This window comes from Nostoc punctiforme PCC 73102 (assembly GCF_000020025.1).
Lineage (GTDB): Bacteria > Cyanobacteriota > Cyanobacteriia > Cyanobacteriales > Nostocaceae > Nostoc > Nostoc punctiforme.
On the sequence record NC_010628.1, the window covers coordinates 7,233,767 to 7,255,555 of the forward strand.

The 21,789-nt window shown below is 40.9% G+C and carries 15 protein-coding genes; 4 read left to right on the forward strand and 11 right to left on the reverse strand.

Features of this window, described 5'->3' with window-relative positions:
* The first annotated feature begins 217 nt into the window (after positions 1–217).
* Positions 218–697 carry a hypothetical protein gene (locus NPUN_RS29670; RefSeq protein ID WP_012412100.1) on the forward strand — a complete coding sequence of 160 codons (480 nt, stop codon included), beginning with the start codon at positions 218–220 and terminating at the stop codon, positions 695–697.
* Positions 698–1,174: 477 nt separating this feature from the next.
* On the opposite strand, the gene NPUN_RS29675 is transcribed toward NPUN_RS29670, so the two are convergent.
* Positions 1,175–4,630: a HEAT repeat domain-containing protein gene (locus NPUN_RS29675; RefSeq protein WP_012412101.1), complete on the reverse strand. Its 3,456-nt coding sequence runs from the start codon at positions 4,628–4,630 to the stop codon at positions 1,175–1,177.
* 310 nt (positions 4,631–4,940) lie between these two features.
* Between NPUN_RS29675 and NPUN_RS29680 the strand changes: the two genes are divergently transcribed.
* Entirely contained in the window at positions 4,941–5,798 is an 858-nt protein-coding gene (locus NPUN_RS29680; RefSeq protein WP_012412102.1) for a DUF4351 domain-containing protein, read from the forward strand.
* 173 nt (positions 5,799–5,971) lie between these two features.
* On the opposite strand, the gene NPUN_RS29685 is transcribed toward NPUN_RS29680, so the two are convergent.
* Together NPUN_RS29685 and NPUN_RS29690 are read right to left on the reverse strand one after the other, a co-directional pair.
* Positions 5,972–6,310 carry a hypothetical protein gene (locus tag NPUN_RS29685; RefSeq protein ID WP_012412103.1) on the reverse strand — a complete coding sequence of 113 codons (339 nt, stop codon included), beginning with the start codon at positions 6,308–6,310 and terminating at the stop codon, positions 5,972–5,974.
* A 356-nt stretch (positions 6,311–6,666) separates the two neighbouring features.
* Complete coding sequence (locus tag NPUN_RS29690; RefSeq protein WP_012412104.1) at positions 6,667–9,192, reverse strand: AAA-type ATPase lid domain-containing protein; 2,526 nt, start codon at positions 9,190–9,192, stop codon at positions 6,667–6,669.
* 200 nt (positions 9,193–9,392) lie between these two features.
* Here NPUN_RS29690 and NPUN_RS29695 point away from each other — a divergent pair, with 200 nt between their 5' ends.
* The gene (locus NPUN_RS29695; RefSeq protein WP_012412105.1) at positions 9,393–10,028 is read left to right on the forward strand and encodes a transaldolase family protein; all 636 of its coding nucleotides are present in this window, start codon (positions 9,393–9,395) and stop codon (positions 10,026–10,028) included.
* Between the two features lie 302 nt (positions 10,029–10,330).
* Here the strand turns inward: NPUN_RS29695 and NPUN_RS29700 are convergent, their stop codons facing one another.
* On the reverse strand, positions 10,331–12,529 hold the full coding sequence (locus tag NPUN_RS29700; RefSeq protein WP_012412106.1) for a CHASE2 domain-containing protein: 2,199 nt from the start codon (positions 12,527–12,529) through the stop codon (positions 10,331–10,333).
* A 274-nt stretch (positions 12,530–12,803) separates the two neighbouring features.
* Positions 12,804–13,088: a hypothetical protein gene (locus tag NPUN_RS29705; protein ID WP_012412107.1), complete on the reverse strand. Its 285-nt coding sequence runs from the start codon at positions 13,086–13,088 to the stop codon at positions 12,804–12,806.
* A gap of 176 nt (positions 13,089–13,264) precedes the next feature.
* Here NPUN_RS29705 and NPUN_RS29710 point away from each other — a divergent pair, with 176 nt between their 5' ends.
* Positions 13,265–13,492, forward strand: coding sequence for a helix-turn-helix domain-containing protein (locus tag NPUN_RS29710; protein ID WP_012412108.1), 228 nt, complete (start codon positions 13,265–13,267; stop codon positions 13,490–13,492).
* Between the two features lie 324 nt (positions 13,493–13,816).
* On the opposite strand, the gene NPUN_RS29715 is transcribed toward NPUN_RS29710, so the two are convergent.
* The 6 genes from NPUN_RS29715 to NPUN_RS29740 form a co-directional block, all read right to left on the reverse strand.
* The gene (locus NPUN_RS29715; RefSeq protein WP_012412109.1) at positions 13,817–14,905 is read right to left on the reverse strand and encodes a sulfonate ABC transporter substrate-binding protein; all 1,089 of its coding nucleotides are present in this window, start codon (positions 14,903–14,905) and stop codon (positions 13,817–13,819) included.
* 91 nt (positions 14,906–14,996) lie between these two features.
* Positions 14,997–16,202 (reverse strand): aliphatic sulfonate ABC transporter substrate-binding protein, encoded by a 1,206-nt coding sequence (locus tag NPUN_RS29720; protein ID WP_012412110.1) that lies wholly within the window; start codon positions 16,200–16,202, stop codon positions 14,997–14,999.
* A 563-nt stretch (positions 16,203–16,765) separates the two neighbouring features.
* On the reverse strand, positions 16,766–17,629 hold the full coding sequence (locus tag NPUN_RS29725) for a TauD/TfdA dioxygenase family protein (RefSeq protein WP_012412111.1): 864 nt from the start codon (positions 17,627–17,629) through the stop codon (positions 16,766–16,768).
* A 37-nt stretch (positions 17,630–17,666) separates the two neighbouring features.
* On the reverse strand, positions 17,667–18,773 hold the full coding sequence (locus tag NPUN_RS29730; RefSeq protein WP_041565709.1) for an aliphatic sulfonate ABC transporter substrate-binding protein: 1,107 nt from the start codon (positions 18,771–18,773) through the stop codon (positions 17,667–17,669).
* Positions 18,774–19,074: 301 nt separating this feature from the next.
* Complete coding sequence (locus tag NPUN_RS29735; protein WP_012412113.1) at positions 19,075–19,896, reverse strand: class I SAM-dependent methyltransferase; 822 nt, start codon at positions 19,894–19,896, stop codon at positions 19,075–19,077.
* A gap of 316 nt (positions 19,897–20,212) precedes the next feature.
* Positions 20,213–21,712 carry an amidohydrolase family protein gene (locus tag NPUN_RS29740; RefSeq protein WP_012412114.1) on the reverse strand — a complete coding sequence of 500 codons (1,500 nt, stop codon included), beginning with the start codon at positions 21,710–21,712 and terminating at the stop codon, positions 20,213–20,215.
* Between the last annotated feature and the right edge of the window lie 77 nt (positions 21,713–21,789).

Consider the following 21,789-nt stretch of genomic DNA (forward strand, 5'->3'; position numbering starts at 1 on the left):
TCATCCAGTTCAAATACTCATTTTAATTTTAACTTTTCATGGGATTTGAAAGGTCAAAAAGTATCACAGACAACAAAAGTTTTCTCAATCACCGCACCCAAGAAAACTTTCTGATTTATTCAAGACTGATAGCATAGATTTAAAGACTTGTGGAATCTGCTCTTCCTAAACAGACTAGACTTGCATAAATTAATGTCAATAATTTTTGACTAACATTATGAACCGCTTTACCTCTATTTTGCTCGCTGGCTTGATAGCATCTGCATCAGCTTTGGCTATTTCTCCAAAAGCTGAGGCTAATACACCAGCGTCTTATCTTGTTGAGTTAGATAACTACAACTATCAACGCAACGATGATGGTAACTACGAACGTCATAGTCGTCACTACAGAAATGGTGATTATGACCGCCAGAACGACCTTCGCAACATTCGTGACAACGATCGCCGTTATGACCGCGATAATAATCGCCGTTATGACCGCGACAATAATCGCCGATATGACCGCGACAATAATCGCCGATATGACCGCGACAATAATCGCCGATATGACCGCGATAATAATCGCCGATATGACCGCGACAATAATCGCCGATATGACCGCGATAACGATCGCCGATATGACCGCGACAATAACCTTCGTAACATTCGTGATAATAACTTTCGCTATGAACGCGATCGCAACTGGGGTCGTGATTAATCCCTGTGCCTATTTATTAAGCTTAGTTCCAAGTGAACTGAGCATTGATTCTACTTGGCGCTAGGACAGACACAATCTCTTTTTCCACTCATTGCAATATCTGACTTTTCACTCTTCTCTGGAAAACCTCGCTTCCATTCCCTAGTAATGAAGTTTGCTCAGGGCTTAGGTTTAGCGTTAGCTTTTTTACATGACGTGAAAAGTCAGATTTTTATTAAATCAAGAATTTACCTTCAACCTAGACTCATTAATGGAGTTGAGAGGTGCATTCATCTAGTTCAAAGACTCATTAATGGAGTTCAAAGGCTCATTAATGGAGCTAAAAGACTCATTAATGAAGTTCAAAGACTCATTAATGAAGTTCAAAGGCTCATTAACGAAGCTAAAATACTCATTTTAATTAAATCAAAAATTTTTCCTCAGACTATAAGTCTCTTTCTTAATTACGAATTACGAATTACGAATTACAAATTAATATCACGACCTTGGTCGCAACAATTGCACAAAGGTATCACTCACAGTATGGTCTTTGGTATCGGCGGCGTATTGAACTAATTTTTCCTTTAGTTCTTTAGCAGCATCTAACGGGAGTAAGGTTGCTAGCAAAAAGTAGACACCACGAAAACGGGGGTCGTCCATGTGGTCAAGGAGACGGTTTTTAGCTTCCTCACTCTCGCCGAGAAAGCTTTGCACCAAAAAAAAATCCATAATCTTATCGTGGCGGAAGTACCATTCTCTCTTGGCTTCGCCTTTTTCGTCTTGCCACTGACGGCTGACAACCATTTTATATTTATCGTCTTCCAAAGACTGTAATACCTGGTAAAATTCATCCGCAGGTAACGCCTGTTCATCATTCAGCCGCATTTGATAGACAGCATCGGAGAATTTTTTCAGAGGAAATTCTTGTTTCCATTCTTGCAAATATTCTGCTGCCATCAATTGATATTGATGTTGTTGCAAGTGAAACAAATCGGGGTATTCGCCTTGGGATAGCATCAGGGCTACCACAGTTAAATCCATTGGATTAGAGAGAACCTTCTCGATGGCGCTTAATTCTTGTGGTGATTGCTGATTACTAAGGGCTTTGGTTAAAAAACTAGCAGTGGCTTGCTCATAATCAGTACCTTGAACTTTGGCATTTTTGGGCAGTCGTGGCTGACGGGAAATCAGAAATTGCTGAATTTGTGGTTCCTCAAGGGGCAGCAATTTATATATTTTGGCTGTTGAGGGTGGTGTCCACTCTAGCGGTTGGGTGGTCATGATGATGTTACCCCGGAAATAGCTTTCGGCAAACTGACAGATTTTTGCTCTAGTGTCGGCGGTAACTTCATTGAGTCCGTCAATGCAAATATCTAATGCGCCACTGTAAATTAAATTCTTGAGAAAATCAGCATCTTGTGCTTGTCCGTGCAGCTTGGCTTGAATTGCCTCAATTACCCCTTTGTCACACTTGCGCGCAGGTAGATAAACCACAAGCCGCCCAGAAGTTTTTACCAAATAGCGCAGAAACATTGACTTACCCAAGCCAGAATCACCTTCTAAGATGACTTGTCCTTTGATGTTAGGTAGCACTTGAGTAATTTGTACGGGTTCGTCTACACCGGGAACTTTCACTTTAGAATTTGGGAAGTAAGCTTCGGGGTTAAAATTATCTAACCCGGCATCGGCTAGTAGGGAAGGCTTGAAGGGTTCAAATAACTTTTCGCGAAAAAAAGGAACCCAGGTGAGAATTAAGCCGACGTAGCCGACACCGAGAATACGCCTCACCCAAGGGTTCCAGAAGAAGATGGCTTGAACTTGGGGAAATTTGGGATAAGCAAAGATGAGGACAAGCCAAAAGGCAGCGTGAATCAAAATAGTAGTTCTGGCGTTGAACAACCACTGCCAAGTTTTGAGGTTAATTATTACTGATTGCAACGAATCAGCTTCGTTGTAGCCGACGTTTTTAAGGTTGTTGTAGTGAGTTTCTAAGATAACAATATCTTGTGGTTGCCAAGAGACTTTTCTCGCAACCACAGCAATTTGCTTTGCCAAGTCTTCCTGTAAACGCACTAATTCTTTACTAGGTTCCCAAATTTTGCGAAAAACCTCTAGTGTTTTCACTCCTTCATCGTGGTTTAGCTTCTCAGGAATTGTTTTAGGTCTGCCTAGCCATTTAAGCAGTGTTGTGACATCTTCAGTGCCACCCCCCAGAAAATATGTAGAGAATCGCCACTGTTGAAATTCAGATTGTCCCACGTAATAAACGTTATCCAAAATGACAATAACGCTATTCAGGTCTAGTTGTTCTATTTTTTCTAAAGCTCTTGCAAGGTTAGAACGAAGTGAAGTTTCAATAGATTTATCCTTGAGAATCTTAACAATATCTTTCACGTAAGGTTGAGCAACTTTTCCCAAATTACCTAAGGCATATACTGCCATTGATTTATCAACTTGACTAGAGATTTGATTCTCAATGGTTTTATCTTGGATGAAATCGAGGATATCTTTGATATATGGTTGAGCTGCTTCTTCCAAGTAACTCAATGCATAAGCGGCGCTAGAGCGAAATGAAGGCTCAACAGATTTATCCTTAAGGATGTCAGTAATATCTTTGGCGTAAGGTTTAGCAGCATCTCCTAAATCGCTCAATGCATTAGCCGCACTGGAACGAAGCGAATTATCGACGGATTTATCCTTAAGGATGTCAGCAATATCTTTGACGTAGAGTTTAGCAGCATCTCCTAAATTGCTCAATGCATTAGCCGCACTAGAACGAAGCGAATTATCGACGGATTTATCCTTAAGGATGTCAGCAATATCTTTGACGTAAGGTTTAGCAGCATCTCCTAAATTGCTCAATGCATTAGCCGCACTGGAACGAAGCGAATTATCGACGGATTTATCCTTAAGGATGTCAGCAATATCTTTGACGTAGAGTTTAGCAGCATCTCCTAAATTATCTAAGGTAGGAGCTATCTGGGAACGAATAGCGGAGTCAACAGATTTATTTTTGAAGATATTAACAATATCTTGAGCGTAGGGTTGGGTAGCTTTTCCTGTGTTAACCAAAGCATCAACTACAGTGGAACGAACATCAACATCAACAGTTTTATCTTGAATGAAGTTGAGGATATCTTTGATGTATGGTTGGGTAGCTTGTCCGAAATATGCAAATACAAATGCTGCACGGGAGCGAACTTGGGCATCAGCTGTTTTATCTTTAAGGATGTTAGCAATCTCTTTGAGATAGGGTTTGGCAGCATCTCCCAGATTTGCTAGTGGGGAAAATCTACTAGCAGAATAGTTACCACTACTGAAATAAATAGTAATAGAGGAGTCGGTGTTTTTATGCTTAAGAAAATCGGTTATATCTTTGATATATGGTTTGGCCGGTTCTCCCAAGTTGGCCAATACCAATATCAAATTGAAACCAGTAGAAAAATCAACAGATTGATCCTTAAGAATATCAACAATATCTTTGACGTAGGGTTTAGGAGCATCGCCCAAGTTTCCTAATACAGATGCTGCACCAGCGCGAACCGAAACTTTCACAGATTTATCTTTAAGGATAGCTGCGATATCTTTGACATAGGGTTTAGCCAAATCCCCCAGATTGCTTAACGCGTATCCTGCACTAACACGAATCGATGTTGCAACAGATTTATCTTTAAAAATACTGAGAATTTTTCTGGCTATGTCTTCTGGTTTTTTCACCAGAGTTTTTAAGTCTTGCATCTCATATTGACTGACTTGATCCAGAGCCAGAGACTTCACTCCCTCATGTCTATCATCAAGAGCAGCAACAATACCGTTAATCTGCCATGCTTCTGGTTTAGGCTTGGGCTGTTCTTTGGCGCTTACCCAAGGCAGCGCGAGGAGGAGTGTCAATAGCAGGATAAAGGGAAAAAGGAAAAATGGCGACGATCGCTTTTTAATTATGTGCAGATACATTTGTATAATTTGTAATTCGTAATTCGTAATTCGTAATTTCTTTAGTAGGGAAAGAGAAGGGAGTTAGATTTTTTACTAGTAAATCAGGAACCGCTACAGTTATCTTTTTATCGTCTGATAACTCAACCTAGCTAGAAATGGAATATTAATGTAAATACTACAGGTACAGGAATTTAAAAAGATACGCCCAAAGTATAATAATGAGCTTGCTTGAGCGATGGTGCGTAGGCGTAGTCCATCGTAGACATCGCCTACTCAAACCACTGCACGAGATAATAACAATACTTCGTTTGATTGTTGGCGATCGCTAATGTCTTTTGATAACCTCTGCAAACTACTGTCCGAAAAACATCCTGCTACCTTTGCCAGTTGGGTTTTAGGTACACCACAAACTTCTGTCAAAGTCCTCAAAACCGAATTGAGCATTGAACCAATTCGCGCTGATTATGTAACATTCTTACAACTACAAGGACGCATTCTCCATCTGGAATTTCAAACCAAACTCGAATCTACGCCACCCCTACCCCTGCGGATGCTAGATTATTGGGTACGCTTATATCGTTTGTATCGTCTGCCAATAACGCAAGTTGTCGTATTATTGCTTCCCCCTGCACCAGGAACAGTAATTGAAACTGTTTTCTGTGTCGAAACTACCCGTCATGAATATCGCGTGATTCGCCTATGGGAAGAAAATCCTGAACTATTCCTCAATGAGCCAGCTTTGTTACCCTTAGCACCACTGGCGGCAACCACGCAACCCCAAGCATTGTTGCAACAAGTTGTGGGCAAAGTTAATCAACTTGAGCCAAGACAACGACCAGAAATTTCCGCGTATACCCAAATCTTAGCGGGGTTAAAATACAATCAAGACTTGATTCGACAATTATTTCGGGAGGGTATGATGCGCGAGTCAGTAATTTATCAAGAAATTCTCGCTGAAGGCGAACAACTAGGAGAACTAAGAGGACGAAAAGCAGAAGGGCAATTGCTCATTCTCCGTCAACTTACTCGACGGGTGGGAGAATTACCCCAAGAGATGCTAAACCGGATTGAAACTCTCTCCTTAGAACAATTAGAAAATCTCGGTGAAGCATTGTTAGATTTTCAGGCGATCGCGGATTTAGAAGCCTGGTTTGGTACATTAGACATAGGAGTGAAAATGACGTAAGCACAATTTATGAATTATGCCTACCGAGAATTTCGGATAACGCATAATTAATTTCACTCCTATGTCTATTGTCTATTAGATAAATTTTTCCATTTGAGCCAATGTCTGATGGTGCTAAGGGAAAAAATAGTTTCAGAAGAACGAAAGCGAGTTGAGCTTGTCAGATTGCCACATTAGAGTTCAATTAGCTTGAATCCCCAAGGTTTGAGAGCTGCTAAAGCTATTTCTTCACTTACACCCTCATAAGCTTCCCATTCCAACGGATGCTCTTTTGGATGTCCGTCGCCGACATTACCTGCAACTTTAATTATCGGACAGTTGGCGATGCGATCGCGCTCCAACCCTTTTGGCACTACTAGTTGGATTTTGTGACCGATAAACTTCGCTGTACTTTCTTCAGCAATCGATTCACGGATTAAACAAATATCACCAGCAGTTCCCCAAGTAGTTTGGTAAATGTGGAGGAATGATATATAGGTTGCTGGTTTAATGGATCTTTTTAGAACATGCATTATCTGTAATCCTTACACTATGAATCAAAAATCATAAATCATATAAGTATTTTCTATCACGTTCGTAGGGAAGAAGAATGTTTTTAACTCACTTTTTGCACCTAGACAAGGTGATTATAAACCGCTTGCGGGAATATGGCGGCTTTCAGTTGAGTCTAATAAAGACCTAACTCCCAACCCCTTCCCTACAAGGGAAGGGGAGTAAGATTCAAAGCCTTACAAATAAGCGTAGACGCATTAGCGTTGGCGTTCGCGGAGCGTGTCGCAGACAAGCCTCTCGTAGAGAAGCGGTAGCGACGTTCGCGTAGCGTCTCCCCTTGGGAGAAAGAGCGTCAGCGGCTTGTCGTAAGACATCGCTAAAATACGATAATCGCCCACATACTAGCTCCCAAAGCGATCGCTGCTAAGTGTTGCCAGAGGAGGGATTTCACTGGTTGCCGTGCAATCTTTTGCGTTAATAACATAGTCATCAACACTGAGAAAATTATTGTTGTACCTTGCAAAAAGGCAATTACAGCCGGGTGAGCAACCAATATTGGCAATTGTTCACCACTCAAACCAAGGGTAGCAAAGGTAACAGGTAAAATTCGCCCACCTTCGCCTAAACCCAAACGCAGATAGTGAGCCAAGTTTCCCCCTAACACCAATGGTAGGTAGCTATACGCAAGTTCGACAAATTTTCGAGGCTTACGGTTAACGTTGAACACTTGTAGCAAGCCATAAGCCCCAAAGGTAAATATCGCTGGAATAATTAATACTAGCAGCGATAATCCGAAGTGCAGCCAAAACTGAGTTAAATCCAGTTGTAAACCCAACCAAGATTGCAATTCTGGCAAGCGATGCAGATATATCCCACCCAACAGCAAAAACAATAATGCTACTTCATAGGTGCGAGGTACATGAGTTGTCCACAATTCAATTCCAGGGGGACGCAAGTTGAACTCAACAGAACGATGGGGACAGGCTTTAAGGCAAGTCATACACAGTACGCAATCTCTGTTATCTTCTAATTGCGCTGGGTGAGAATACAAGGGACATCCATTAGTTTCTAGCCCTTCGCCCTTTTGCGGTCCACCTTTATAGCATTGATAAGTAGTACAACTAGCAGAACATATCCCTTGCTGTGCGCGAAGTTCCGTCATTGAAAGTTTGGCAAACAAACCATTCATTCCACCAATGGGGCAAAGATAACGACACCAAAACCGCCGCTCAAAAAGAGCAGAGAAAATCATCGCCCCAGCAGTAATTAATAGCAGCAAACAAGCACTGAGGTAGGCGGTATTTTCTAAATGCCAGAGTTCTTCCCATAAGAAAATTAGGGTGAACAAACCAAACATGAACCATCCGCCCCATTTCTCAGCTTGCTCTCTCGGCCAGCGTTTGAGTTTTCGAGGCCACAGCCAGAGAGATAACTTTTGGGTAATTTCCCCGTAAATCATGAAGGGACAAACAGAACACCAGATACGTCCCAAAAAGGGAAAGAGAAATAAGAAGAAAGGCCACCACCAAGCCCAAAATAGATTTAATACGAAATTGCGATCGCGGGTTTGCGGCCCAATAAATAAAACTGCAACAATAATCGCAAAAGCTGTTGCAGTAAAACCATAGTTAATGCGATCGGGCCACCAAGGACTACGCAAAAACCGCCGCAAATTAGGATAGGCATTTAACAGATTCACCCGAAATCGTTTTTTCTTCGCTTCGGCTGGCCAGAAAATTTCTTCTGTTAATTCATTAGCACCTTCCGCTTGCACGATCGCTCTTTCAACCAGATTTTTCAATTCCTTGAGGTTCCCAGGAAAATCATAAGACTGGAGGCGACGCAAAGCTTCTGGGGTAATATGCGGTTTCGGAACGCCTCTAGAGCGAATGTAGAGACTTGTATAATACTCAACCTGCGCCTGAATATCAGCTTTCCGCACCCGTAGCGGCGGTACTTTAATAATGTGACCAATACAGCGTTCAATTGTCGGCTGAGTTTTTTCGGAAACAATCAGAATTCTGGCTTTACTAGGGCGAGGTTCCGGTGCTGGTTCTCCAGAACGAGCCACGGGGGTATATGTGCCAGTTTTGAGTAACTGCGTCACGGGAGGCAATAATTCTTCGGGCAATTCTTGGATGTTGTTGAGAACTAGAGTACCTTCCCCCAACCATTCCAATAGTCCTGGTTTACCGCCAGCGCGACCAAATAAGTCTGCGCCGCTAGTTTGCAGAATACCGCAATTTACTTTAATGATTGGTTCTCGCCGTTTTGGAGAACCAAAGTGGATGAGAGCTGCTATATTGTCTTTTTCTAATCCTGGTTCTCCGAAAATATCCACTGATTTGCGGTCAGCAGCCGCTTCTCGAATTTGCTCCCGCAGACGCACAGCATATCGACTTGTACCGACAATACCTCGTTGGGCTTTGGTAACTAAATATGGCCGCAAAGCTACAGAACGTTCTTGTTCATAGCCAAGTGCAGATGTTGCCTGAGCTAATTCTTGAGCCAATTGACGCGAAAAAGCCTGAGCAATTTCGGGGTATTGGGTGACTAATTTCCGAAATTTATCAGCAGGTACAACCCACAAATGACATTCAGTTACTGTAGTAATTGTGAATGGAGTTAATTCTTCCAGCAGCAATTCTTTGAGTTCAATCACTGCACCGGGGAGAAATCCACAAGCTAAGGCTGGGTTGCTTTGATTGGTGCTATTGCTTTCGAGTTGACCTTCTACAAGAATATAAAGGGCTTCTGGAGAATTGCCTTCACTAACCAAGTCAGTTTCGGCTGGTACAACTTGTTCTTCAATTACTTGTGCGATCGCATTTAACACTTCAGGCGAGAGAATTCCTAAAGTGGTGCGTTCTTGTAGCCATATAACCGTTTCTGGAGATGTCATCTTAAGTTCTCCGTGTAGGCTGTTATGTATAACTGTTTTAAATTCGGTGGAATACAGTAGGGGTGTAGAGCTGTACGCCTCTACCGGGTATCACATCCAAACAAGAACCGCTATCAAAGAAATTATCCTCTGAAAGGAATGCCAAAATATCTGTGTGTGGCTGTTATAGATTAATATCTGAGAATTCATGGGGACGAATTATGGCAATTTATCTAGACTCAGCGATCGCATCTGAAGCCAAAGTTGTTAAGCTTTGGGGATGGGTGAAAGGCATTACAACCAATCCCACGCTGTTGTCTCAAAGCGATACTCCACCAGAAACCACGCTCAAAAATTTGGTTGCCTTGACTTCTGGCCCTTTATATTATCAACTTGTGGCATCTGATAAAGCTGGGATGCTAGCTGAAGGTAGAAAAGCTTTCGAGATTATTGGTTCACAAACAATTTTAAAGATTCCCGCAACACCGTTAGGTTTTGAAGTAGTGGCGAGTCTATCACCAGAAATTACCTGTTCAGTGACAGCAATTTACAGTGCAGCACAAGCAGCAGTAGCACGGGAGGCGGGAGCGAAAATTGCCATAGCTTATGTAAATCGAGCTACGCGGTTGTTAGGTGACGGTATTGCCTTAGTGCGGGATATGGCTAGCGTCCTCAAAGGCAGTGATACAGAGATTTTGGCAGCTAGTATCAAATCTCCTGAAGAAGCAGCCGCATCATTGCAAGCCGGGGCCCATCATTTGACTTTACCATTGGCAATGTTGCAAGCGATCGCAACTCATGAATTTTCACAGAAAACGGTTGAAGAATTCGCTAAAGGAGGCATTGGTTTAAGATAATTCGTAATTCGTAATTCGTAATTCGTAATTCGTAATTCGTAATGATACTCGTAGACTCGCTACCGCTACGCTAACGTAATTCGTAATTAAATATGAGTTTGTCAGATATCCCTAATCTCTGGGTTCCCTTGGTACTTTTAGGTTTAATTATTGTCGCTGCTGTATTTTTTAGTCGCAGCAATTAAAGCTTTTGTTGCAGTGCTTAACAGTTGAGTATAGCTACAGTTTATCCAAAGCATTACAGTGAAGGTGGAGGTTAAGTTGTATGTTCGCTGTTGTCACATCCTATACAATTTATTGGGCTACATACGTTTTAAATCTTGTAAAACTGCGGCGGCTGATTGATAGCGATCGCTAAAATGATAGCAAACCATTTTATCTAAAATGACCGCCAATTCTTCCCTGACTGGCACTGTTTGCCGCCACATCACATTCCCCGTTTCTGGATCTGGGTGGAGTTCTTGCGGTGGTATTCCAGTTATGGCTTGAATACCAATCATTCCTAAAGCGTAAATGTCACTGCATAGACGGGGATGACCGGCAAATTGTTCTGGAGGTGCATAACCCCGCGTCCCAATGGCTACTGTGGCTAATTCTGTTTGGTCGCTAGTCGGTGGTTGCATTAATTTGACTGCACCAAAGTCAATCAATACCAGCCGATTATCTTGAGCGCATCTAATAATATTAGTTGGTTTGATATCACGATGAATCACTCGATGCTGGTGAACAAATTCTAGAACTTCTAAAACTTGTTTGAACATCTCTATGACAAATAATTCGCTTTGCACATCCTGTACAGGTGGTAATTCTTCACTTAAAGTATGTCCTTCAATATATTGTTGAATTAAATAGAATTCTTGGTCATCTTCAAAATAAGCAAGTAATTCAGGAATCTGATGATGTTTACCCAAAGATTCTAATATTTCAGCTTCACTATGAAACAATCTACGAGCAACTTGCAAAAATCGTGTATCTTGACGGGCTGGCATTAACTTTTTAACTACACAAGTAGGATTACCCGGTCGTTGAGTATCCTGTGCTAAATAAGTGCGACCAAACCCGCCTGAACCAAGAACTTGAGACATTTTGTAGCGTCCACCCAAAAGCAAATCACCTGATTTTATTTCTGGTGAATCAATTGGAGCAGGAAAGTCAAGAGACGAATCGGGAATTGCGGTTTTGTCTTCTAAGAGTATATTTAATTGTGCGATCGCTTCTTGTTGTTTTTCAACTTGCAGAATAATCACCTGAGTTTGTCGCTGATTTTGGTAGCTAGTATAAGCAATTACACAAATACTACTAACAACCAAAGTAAGAGCAGAGGGAATTAAAGGCACCCATCCAGCCTGCAAAAACAAACCAATGCAGATTCCTACTAACCCAAGTAGAGCTGTTCCTCCCACCACTAGCAACAGCAAGGGATTTTGCCACCGCCATACGATAATTCCACCTAAAAGCGACCAGCCCCACATCCAAATAAATTCTACCCAGTCGGGCCAATACCAAATTAAAGGTCGCCCATCCAACACTGTACTGATGAGTTGACTTGCTATCTGTGCATGAATAAACAGAGCAGGCATTCTGGCTGGTTGATCTGGCAAAGTGCTGTAGGGTGTATAAAATCCGCCTGGGGGTAAATTAGCCGCAGTAGTGCCGATAATTACAAGACGGTCTTTGAATAAACTGGAGTTAACTTGACCACTGAGGACTTGCGTAAGGGTTACTTGATCGGCAAAACTGTTAGGGTGACGATAATTTAATAATATTTGATAGCCATCTGTATCCAGATGTTGATAGCTACCGGAATTAGGTTGTAAACGCGGAAAGAGGGTTTTACCTAACTGTAATTCTTTTTTATTAGTAAACTTGTATTCAATACCTTGTTTCTCTAGATAATTAATTCCTATTAGCGCCCCAAAAGCAAATGATGTTGTACATTTATTGTCTGTAGAGTAAGCAAATAACAAACTACGACGGAGAATTTGGTCGTTTTCATTGTCAGAAACAACATCGCTAAACCCAACATTATCTATAGGAAAATTGGGTGGTGGTGGAATTTCATCTCTACCCAAACTGCTGAACAAACAAGTGCTGACAATGTTATCTTGATTTTGAAAATTAATTGCCAAATTGTTATTTTCTGGTTGAAAAAGATATAAACCAACAATTCGCGGTTGATAAGACTCGATTTTTTTTAATAGCTGATTAATTGTCCGATCTGATAAAGCCCATTTCTCTCGTTTGAGATCGTCGTCAGTGATTTTTACTAGTAAAATCCGCCGATCGGGTGCTTGTGCTGGACGCGATCGCAACATTTCATCATAAACTCTTAACTCCCAAGGCTGTAACCATTTGAGTTCCCGAATTCCCCAGATAAACACGGTGACTCCCACACTGGTAACTAAAATAATTTGCAACCAGCTTTTGTTGTTGGAAGTTTCACGGGAATCCTGAACTTTGACAAAAGGGACACGGAGTTTTTTTAATAGTCCACTAATCACAGCGTTGTGGCAGAGTAGCCTGAATTGGGTAGATGTTGCAGGCGCAAAAGTTAATTTTTGGACTCTAGGTTAAAAGCTAATTAACCTGAGCTTCTCTATTAATGTAGCAATTTACTTGCTGGTGAGGAACCTTGGCGTATTCTTACTCTTAAAGCAAGCTAACGCGCGGTATTAACCAAAGAAATAAGCCATGTCTACGACAGGATATGACGCTCATTCGTTCTTAGCGTCTCCCTTTTGGTAAAAGACTTGCCATCAGGGTCGCGCACTGACACTAATCATCTGTTTGAGATGTTGGAGTATCTTCAACAGCACTGGCAATAGGTAAAGAAATAGGATTAGTAGATGGTGTTAGTGAATCTAACCGGGGTTGTTCAAGCGATGCTTCGATACTTGGATCGTCAAAATAGGAGCCAACAATCTTATCATAGTTAGAAGCAACAGCTAGAAAAGCGCCACCCAAAATATAGATAGGTAATGGCAGATTAAATTCTTGCAACCAATCAAACAATTCCGCCAAGGCAAACAGGACTAAAAAGCAAGCAAGCCAAACTCTCATATTCTCTATTTCCTAGATTGAAACAACTCTATTAATAGCTTAAATAGCTTGCATGATAGTTGATGTAGTACATAACAATCAACTTACAACCTTTATAACCATAGAATAGGTGCAGTCAGAGTTATAGCATCTGCTATATTGCAATATCTTGTAAAAAAATAAAATATATTTAGCTTATGCCTGCAATCAAACAGCCAAGTATTGCACTATTGGTTCGTGAGACTCGTCAATACCTCAAACTATCACAGGTAAAACTGGCAACGATGTTAGGGGTTTCATTCCACACTGTAAACCGATGGGAAAACGGACGAACACGACCTTCACCACTCGCTATGAAACAAATTGAAAAGTTACTATACCAGATGGGGGAATCCGGTGAGGCACTTTTAGCGAAATATTTTTAATGGCAAATGTGGTACCAGTAACATCATAGATGAAGTACTACTACCCCATTCGTGAGAAATTAATGCCAAGCAACTACTTTAAGCCTGATTTCACAGGGATCTTGCCAAATTATTAGAGCAAGGTAAATTAGTAGAAGCGATCACTAACTTAATAGCTGAATAAACCTGGCTCTATGTGATGTCGCTTTAGACTTTAGGTGTGTAATGCTCCCTAAAATGCTCTGGTGTACACAGAGATGTGTGTACACCGAAGAGAAGGGTTGGAAGAGAAGTCCTTCCAAAATTATTGAATTGGTGTTCTAGGTATCATATCTGAATTAGTTTCTATTTTTCACTTATCAGTGTTGGTGGAGTAATAGCTGCATATTCTTTGGATGTCAGCAGTGCTTCCTGAACATCAATCTTTTTGGGCAAGATTTTTTCGTTATAAAATAAATCGGCAACACTTTGTTGAGCTTTCATCAACTCTGGATTAATTCCTTTTAATCGATAATTAGCGCGTCCAGAAATTATTTCTTGAATGGGTAAATCAATTTTAAGTATGGGTGATATGAGTTTGGCTACTTCTTGACGATTTGCTTCCGCCCATTGACCATTTTTATCAATCTCTTCCAAGATAATCCGAAGTAATTCGGGATTTTCCTTAGCAAACTCCCGTGTTCCTACATAGTATCCGCCTGGAGTACCAATATTAGTAGCATCTCGCAGTACCCGCGCACCGTGGAGTTTTTCTACCAAAGCTAAATGAGGATCGCCAGTTACCCAAACTGGAATAGTGCCCTGAATAAATGCACCACGGGCTTCGACATTGGGCATACTCAGAACTTGAATATCATTGTATTTCAAGCCCACTTCTTCTAAAGCTTTGATAATGAAATAGTGAGAAGCTGAACCTTTTTGAAAGACTACTTTTTGTCCTTTGATTTGTGCTAAACTCTTAATTGGAGAACCTTTAGGAACTACGATCGCACTCCCTTTCCCAGAAGTGGCAGTAATTCGTCTACCAGCAAGATAGACAATTCTTGCACCAGCAGCTTGGGCAAAAATAGGAGGGGTTTCTCCAACTGAACCAACATCAATTTTGCCGACATTCATCGCTTCTATGAGTTGCGGCCCTTGGGCAAATTGTGCCCATTCAACTTTCACACCCAAGGGTTCCAAACGTTTTTCTAAAACTCCTCTCACTCTAACTAAATCACCAGAACTTTGATATCCCATTCTCAGAAGTTTTGTTTTAAAACTAATGGTTTTTGTTGCTGCTGGATCTGCTTTTGGTTCGGTTGCGCTATTTATATTATCACTGGGTGATGTACAACTGGTTAGTGTGGTAGATAAAGCCAAAAAACCAGGCATTACAAACAATGCCAATCTTCTAATAATTGGTGATTTTTTTACTACAGTATTGCTCAACATTTCTACAACTCCAGGCTAAATTAATCTCTGCTCTTAAGAAAAGATAAGTTTTTAAATTATTAAATTCAAGCTTGATAACTTTAATAATTTACTATTTTGATTTAATTGATTCTGGTATAAAAGCCGCATATTCTTTTGGAGTTAATACACCATCTCTAACATTAACTTTCTTTGGTAAGAGTCCTTGGCTGTACCACAAATCGGCAATTTGTTGTTGCTTAGTGACAACCTGTTCAGTAATTGGTAGCAACCCATAAACTGATTTAGCTTGAATCTCCTTCAAGGTAGGAACATCAATACCAACATCAGGAGAAACAAGTTCTGCTAATTTATCGGGGTTCTTTTTAGACCACTCGTCTGCTTTTGTAAGCTCCTCCAGGAAAATTTTGAGAACTTCAGGATGCTCTTTTGCAAATTTACGCGAGGTAGAATAAAAGCTTCCAATATCCTGGAGTCCTTGCCCATCTATTAATACACGACCAATATTTTTTTGTATGGCTCTTGTAATATATGGTTCCCAAGTTACCCAAACATCAAGTCCACCCTGGCTAAAAGCAACATTTGCATCTGGAGGTGGTAAAAAAATAGATTGAACATCAGTGAGCTTTAGCTTATCTTTTTGTAGTGCTTTCAGTAAAACATAGTGAGCAATAGAAGCTTTTTGAAAAGAAACTTTTTTGCCTTTAAAGTCAGCAGCACTTTTAATTGGAGAGTTTTTTGGCACCAGAAAAGAAACTCCTCTACCATTAAATGCTGTAGTTACTACATAGACAAGTGGTGTACCTGCTGCTTGAGCAAATATAGGTGGTGATTCAGCTGTGGCTGCAATGTCAAGAGAACCTGCGTTTAATGCTTCTAAAGCTTGCGGCCCAGCAGCAAACTCTAACCACTTAACAGTAAAATTCTTCGCTACCAAACTTTTTTCTAAAGTTCCTTGTTTCCTCATAACTGCAAGAGAACCAAGCTTAGAAGAAACAATTCGCACTTCTTGCTTTTGGGGAGTATTAGAAACTGATTGGCTTTGAGCTTCTGTACTAATTGGAGATGCTTCGTTTTGAGTTGTTTTATTTTCTTGGCTGCAACCAACTATGCTTATTGGGATTGTGAGAGAGAAAGCAGCTACAAGTAAAGATAAATAGTTACGTTCAATTTTATATTTAGCTTCTGCTTTGATAGCTAGGCTTTTATTAGATATCAGATTTACTGTTCGCAAAAAATGCTTTAAATTCTCGATTTTAGATTTTATCGGCTTGTTAATAGATATATGAGATTGCTGCAAATCTTTAAAAAATGCCATAAAACTCTATTGTCTCCTTCAATAGAAAACTTTTTACTGTAATATTGTGTTTAACCAAATTGGTTATTAAATACAGTTTATATCTCAATACGGTTCAGTTAAGGTTAGCGCTCTTTGCCAAAGTCATTTTTTTTAATGAACCGCAGAGGCACAGAGTACACAGAGAGAATAAAGAGAAGGGAAAAATTGCTTGATTGAACTGTATTGGTTTATATATTATCGGATTTGGTCTTGGAATAAAGTGTTAATAAACACTACCTGGCAGAGATAATAATATTTTTTGTAAATTTACTTTTGTGAGTGTGCTTTATCAATATTTATTTTACTAGCCAAAGGTAAAATAGAGTTTATATTTGGTTTTTTAAAAATCTGCACAACTCAAAAAGGTTTATTTACTATTATTAATATTAGGTTTCACGATAAAAAGAGATTACTATATAGATCGTTATGATAAATTAGGGTTTTTTATTGTCTAGTTTAGGAACGAGGGTGGTAGTCATCCACCCTATCTTTAAAAGCAGATTTTAGGTTTTAAAAGCGTTATAACTGTCTAAAGAATAAACCTAAAAAGGACGGCTACCTGCAAGACTAACTCGCTTCAAAACCCGTCGCTCATTTGGATCAAATGCTTGACGGTAATGCAAGGTAGCTTGATTATCCCAGTAGACAATATCACCTACAGACCATTTATGTTGGTAGTAGAATTTGGGTTGATTTAGATGCTGGCGCAACTGCTCAATCAGTTTAGATTCTTCTTCTGGCTCTAACCCGACAACTTCCACTTCTGTAGCTGCATCTAAGTAAAGATGCTTTTTACCACTTTCTGGATGTGTTCTAACTAAAGGATGGGGAAAGATCGGACTGATTAAAGGAATAGTTTTGTCTAAACGATATAAAGAGCGGGGTGCATTCCGATCTCGCAAAAATGGGTTGTAGGTAATCAACTGCAAATCTGCAATCCGTTCTTTGGTGGTTTCATCTAACGCCTCATAGGCCAAATTTGTATTTAACCAATAAGTATTTCCACCTTGAGAAGGTATTTCCAAAGCATAAAGCAGCGAACCACTAGATGGAGTGGGAGTCCATTTGTGGTCAGAATGGAAAGTTAGTTCTCCAGTACCGGTATAGCCGCCATCGACATTAGAAATCGGAATCACCACTGGGGTTTCTCCTGGTTTAGAAGCCAATACTGGAGTTTCATCAGATGGTACAAAGAGTGCGCCAAAGTAGAGAGAAAAGTTCAAAAGTTCTTTATCGGAGAGCTTTTGGTCTTTGAAAATTAAGATGTGGCGATCGCGCAGTGCTTGCTTAAGTTGTAATATAACTTCAGGTGCGATCGCTTGACTGGCATCAAGATCGGTAACTATCGTTCCCAAAGGAGCATCGATAGGACTTATTTTAACCTTGGTCAAAGTCGAGGTAGGCATAATATTCTCCTGTCTTTTAATTTCTTCTTGGGTATAACTACTTATTAGCTAATACATCTGAAGGAGTAATTTTGGCGTATTCTTCAGGCGTTAAAAAGCCATCTCTAACATTCACCTTTTTCGGGATAAGTCCGAGGCTGTACCACTTATCTGCAACTTCTTGTTGCTTGGTAATAGTTTTCTCAGTAATTGGTAACAACCCATAATCATATTTATTGTGCATTATTTCTAGAGTCGGCGGATCTAGCTGAGTTACAGGAGCAAGCAGTTGTGCTACTTCTTTCGGATGATCCTTAGTCCAGATTTCTGACTTTTCTAACTCCTCTAAAAACACTTTGATTACATCAGGATGAGCCTGATAAAATTGGTGTGAAGTTGAGTAAAAATTGCCAGTATCCCGCAACTTATCACCATCTGCTAAAACACGAGCTATTTTATTTTGTACATTTCTGGTACCGAATGGCTCCCAAATATACCAAGCATCCACCTTATTTTGACTGAATGCTGCATTTGCATCTGCTGGTGCTAAAAAAACTGATTGGACATCGCTTAGTTTCAACCCTGCATCTTCTAATGCTTTAACTAATAAATAGTGCCCAATGGAAGCTTTCTGAAAAGCCACTTTTTTACCATTCAAATCAGTAACATTTTTAATTGAAGAATTTACAGGAACTAAAAGTGAAATAGCTTTACCACTAGGACGTGTAGTAGCTAGATAAACAAGGGGCGCTCCTGCTGCTTGTGAAAATACAGGAGGCGATTCGGCTGTAGATGCAATATCCAATCCATTCGCATTCAGGGCTTCTAGCTGTTGTGGCCCAGCCGCAAACTCAGCCCACTGTACTTTAAAACCCAGAGGCTCTAATCGCTTTTCTAAGGAACCCTGCTTTTCTAAAATTGCTAAAGCGGAAAGTTGTTTGGAACGTACAATCCGTACTACTTGCTTATCAGTTGACTTCTCTGTAGCGCTAGATGAAACTACTGATCCAGGGGAAGCTGCTGACTGTTGAGTGTTATTTTTGGCTTGACTACAACTTGATAGGGTCGTCGATAGCATTAAGCAGTAACCCAAAGCAAATAACAAAGAACGACGTGTTGTTCTGGGGCTTTTTCTGAATTCAAACTTTCCTTTTAAAGCTGGCATGGGTTGTTTTATTGATTTCCTTTAGGTGGTTAGAAAATGATGATTAATTGCAGTATCAAGAACGAAAATGTTTTTTTGAAAACTCCAATCAGTAAATGTTTTTATAACTTCAAAAACTTTACTTATGAAATTAGGGAAGAGAGTGGGTATTACCCACTCTGCAACGACTCGAGGAACTGAAACTTTAATACTTAGGAGGCAAAAATTTAGGAAATGGAGTGAGAAAGGCTCACTCCAGTGTCGTGCTAGTGGAAGATTGAAATTTTTGAGTGAAACTCTGTTTTGTCAGCGTTCAATTTTGCTAGTGCTTGCAAGCGACTAGGATTGTAGCTTTGAGTTCTTCTGTAAAATGTCCAGATGGCTCAACTGCTAGCAGCGCTTCTCTGAGATCCTTTTCAAATGCTGGAGCTTTATCGCCATAGAAAATTTTCAGAGAGAAGGCTGTAGTGTATAAATAGCCGAGATAACTATCGATAGTCCAAGATTTTTCAAATGGCACTTCATAGTTTTCTTGACGAGCAAAAGCCGAATTGCCAATGACGACTTCATGGGGAGGATCGACTGGCTTACGAGTTCCTTGTCCTTGTTGTCCAGTCCGTCGTTCTTCACCTAACCATTTTTTTACTACTCCAACAGCAGCTTGTTTCCAAGGTAGATTGCTTTCCCAAGGGTTGTCACCAGTCTGAAGCAGTGCTAATCCACCATCATCAGTTAGCAATTCATAAAGGCGTTCAAGCACTAATTCGCGTTCCATCCAGTGGAAGGCTCTACCAATAGTAGTTAAGTTAAATTTCCCTAAACTAGAGTCGATTAATTCTGCTCCTTGTTCTAACCAAGTAATATTATTTGCTCCGACTGCTGCTGCTTGGCGTTTAGCTTCTGCAATCATTTCTGGATCGGGATCGATCGCAACAACTTCTTCAAATTGGGTTCGTAGGGGAATTGAAATTAATCCTGGGCCGGTACCTAAATCGAGGAGTCGTCCTTGACCATTGAGATTAAATATTTCGGCTAGTTTATCGAATACAACAGGTGGGTATTTGGTTCTATATTGAGCGTAGCCCTCAGCGGCTCCCTCAAATAAACTTGGGTCGTAAGTTGGAAGTGTTTTTAGTTGAGTCATATCAATTTTGGATTTTGGTAAGGGATTTCCAAGAAATAATTTATTTATCCAAATAAACGAACCACAGAGGCGCAGAGAACGCAGAGAGAGGAGAAATAGAGAGGATCTTTACGTCGGTTTTTGGGGTATTTTTTTAACTCTCATTTCTCCGTGTCCTCTGCGCCTCTGCGGTTCGTTATTTAAGAGAAATGTAGAGTGGGCAAGGCCCACGCTACAAGTGAACAGAGGAAATGGAACATGGAACGTTGTAAAGATGGGCATTGGTCATTGAGAATGGGGCATAGTCATTCTTTCCCTACTCCCCATTCCCCATTTCCTATTTCCCAGCTAGATATTCGTTTGCGGCTTTCTCAACACCTGTACCTTTGAAGAAGTCTTGATTGAGGCTGGTGTACAACTCCAAGGGATGGATGGAGAGGAAGTAGCGGAGGTCTTCTTCGGTAATGATTTCGCGTTCTGCCATTGAGTAAGCGTTGGCGGTGACGGCGGTGATATCAGGCACATCCCAGTGACCGGAATCTGAACCCAAGAAGGCTTTAATGCGTTGGCTTTGCCCGCCGTAGGCATCGCCGAAGGGATTAGCTGCACGATTAAAAGCTTGGCTGACACGGGTATCGTCTGATTCTGTACCGAAGTAGAAATGATTCAAGAAGCGATCGCGCACATCTTCTGGTTTCTCTATTCCCGCTAGTTCAAATTCGTCGAGTTCACCCGGATTTTCTGGAGCTAATAGTTGATGGTGGAATCCTAAACCGTCACCAATTTTATCTAAGCGTCCATCTACCAGTTCGCTACCGTAGCGAGTATATAACTCTACTAATGCTTCCTTGTCGATAATAGCAGGATTGTTATTTGATAACAAATGTTGTTTGTTGCGGGTTTCCCAATGCCAAATAATATCAGCGTATAGACTAGCACCCCAAGCGGAACCACCTTCCAAAAAGGCAAATTTTAATTGCGGAAAGCGGTGGGTAACTCCACCAAAGAACAGCGATTTGCATAATGCTTCTGCTGCAAAGGCAAAGTGATTAATGTGATTGTACTGGGCGTTGGTGACAGAACGCTGAGTTGTCCAACCTTGGCTAGAAGCGTGGGTTGTGGGTACAACTTTCAGTTCTACGCACTTAGCCCAGAATGAATCGTAATTATACTCGCTATCTAAGCCAAAGTTATCAATCCAAACCACTTCGTTAGCGACTTCTTTGCCGTATTTTTCAAAGGCAGGAATTGGACGACGAACGTAACCAGGGATTTGAATTGCTTTGAGTCCTAAAACATTCACTGCATATTCCAACTCTTCAATCCCTTCTTCGGGAGTGTGTAGGGGAATGGCGGCAATGGGTGTTAGGCGATCGCTATAAGGACGGAAAATATCAGCATGGTAAGTATTAACTGCCCGACAAACAGCCCGCCGCATTTCTTCGTTGCCGATATTTGGGGCCATTGTTGCCAAATTGGGGTAGACAACGGCAAAGTCTGTACCTGCTTCTTCCAAGCGCTCATGCAGCAACTTGGGTAAGCTAATGGTAGCCAAATTCAAAGTATTTTTAGTTGGACGACCCCACCAGTTAGGGCGATTGGTGCGATAAGCAAAACGTTCTTCCCAACTTTGCTTGTACCACTTAAAGCGGGAAGATCCTGGCAAATTCTCTTTGAAACGTTCAACAAGTGCAGTTCCACCAACTTGCTCTAAATAATCCAAGACTGCTGGTTCAAATTCTTGGGTATGTACATCGGTGTCAATGATCGGATAACCAAGTTTTTCCCGAATTTGAGCAGACCTGGTTTTTTGTGGGCGGTCTAGAGCGATCGTCATGATAGTTTACCCTAAATTATTCAAATGTTTGTAGGGATTGGCAAAGACCCAGAATCAATCCTTTGTAGAGACGGCGA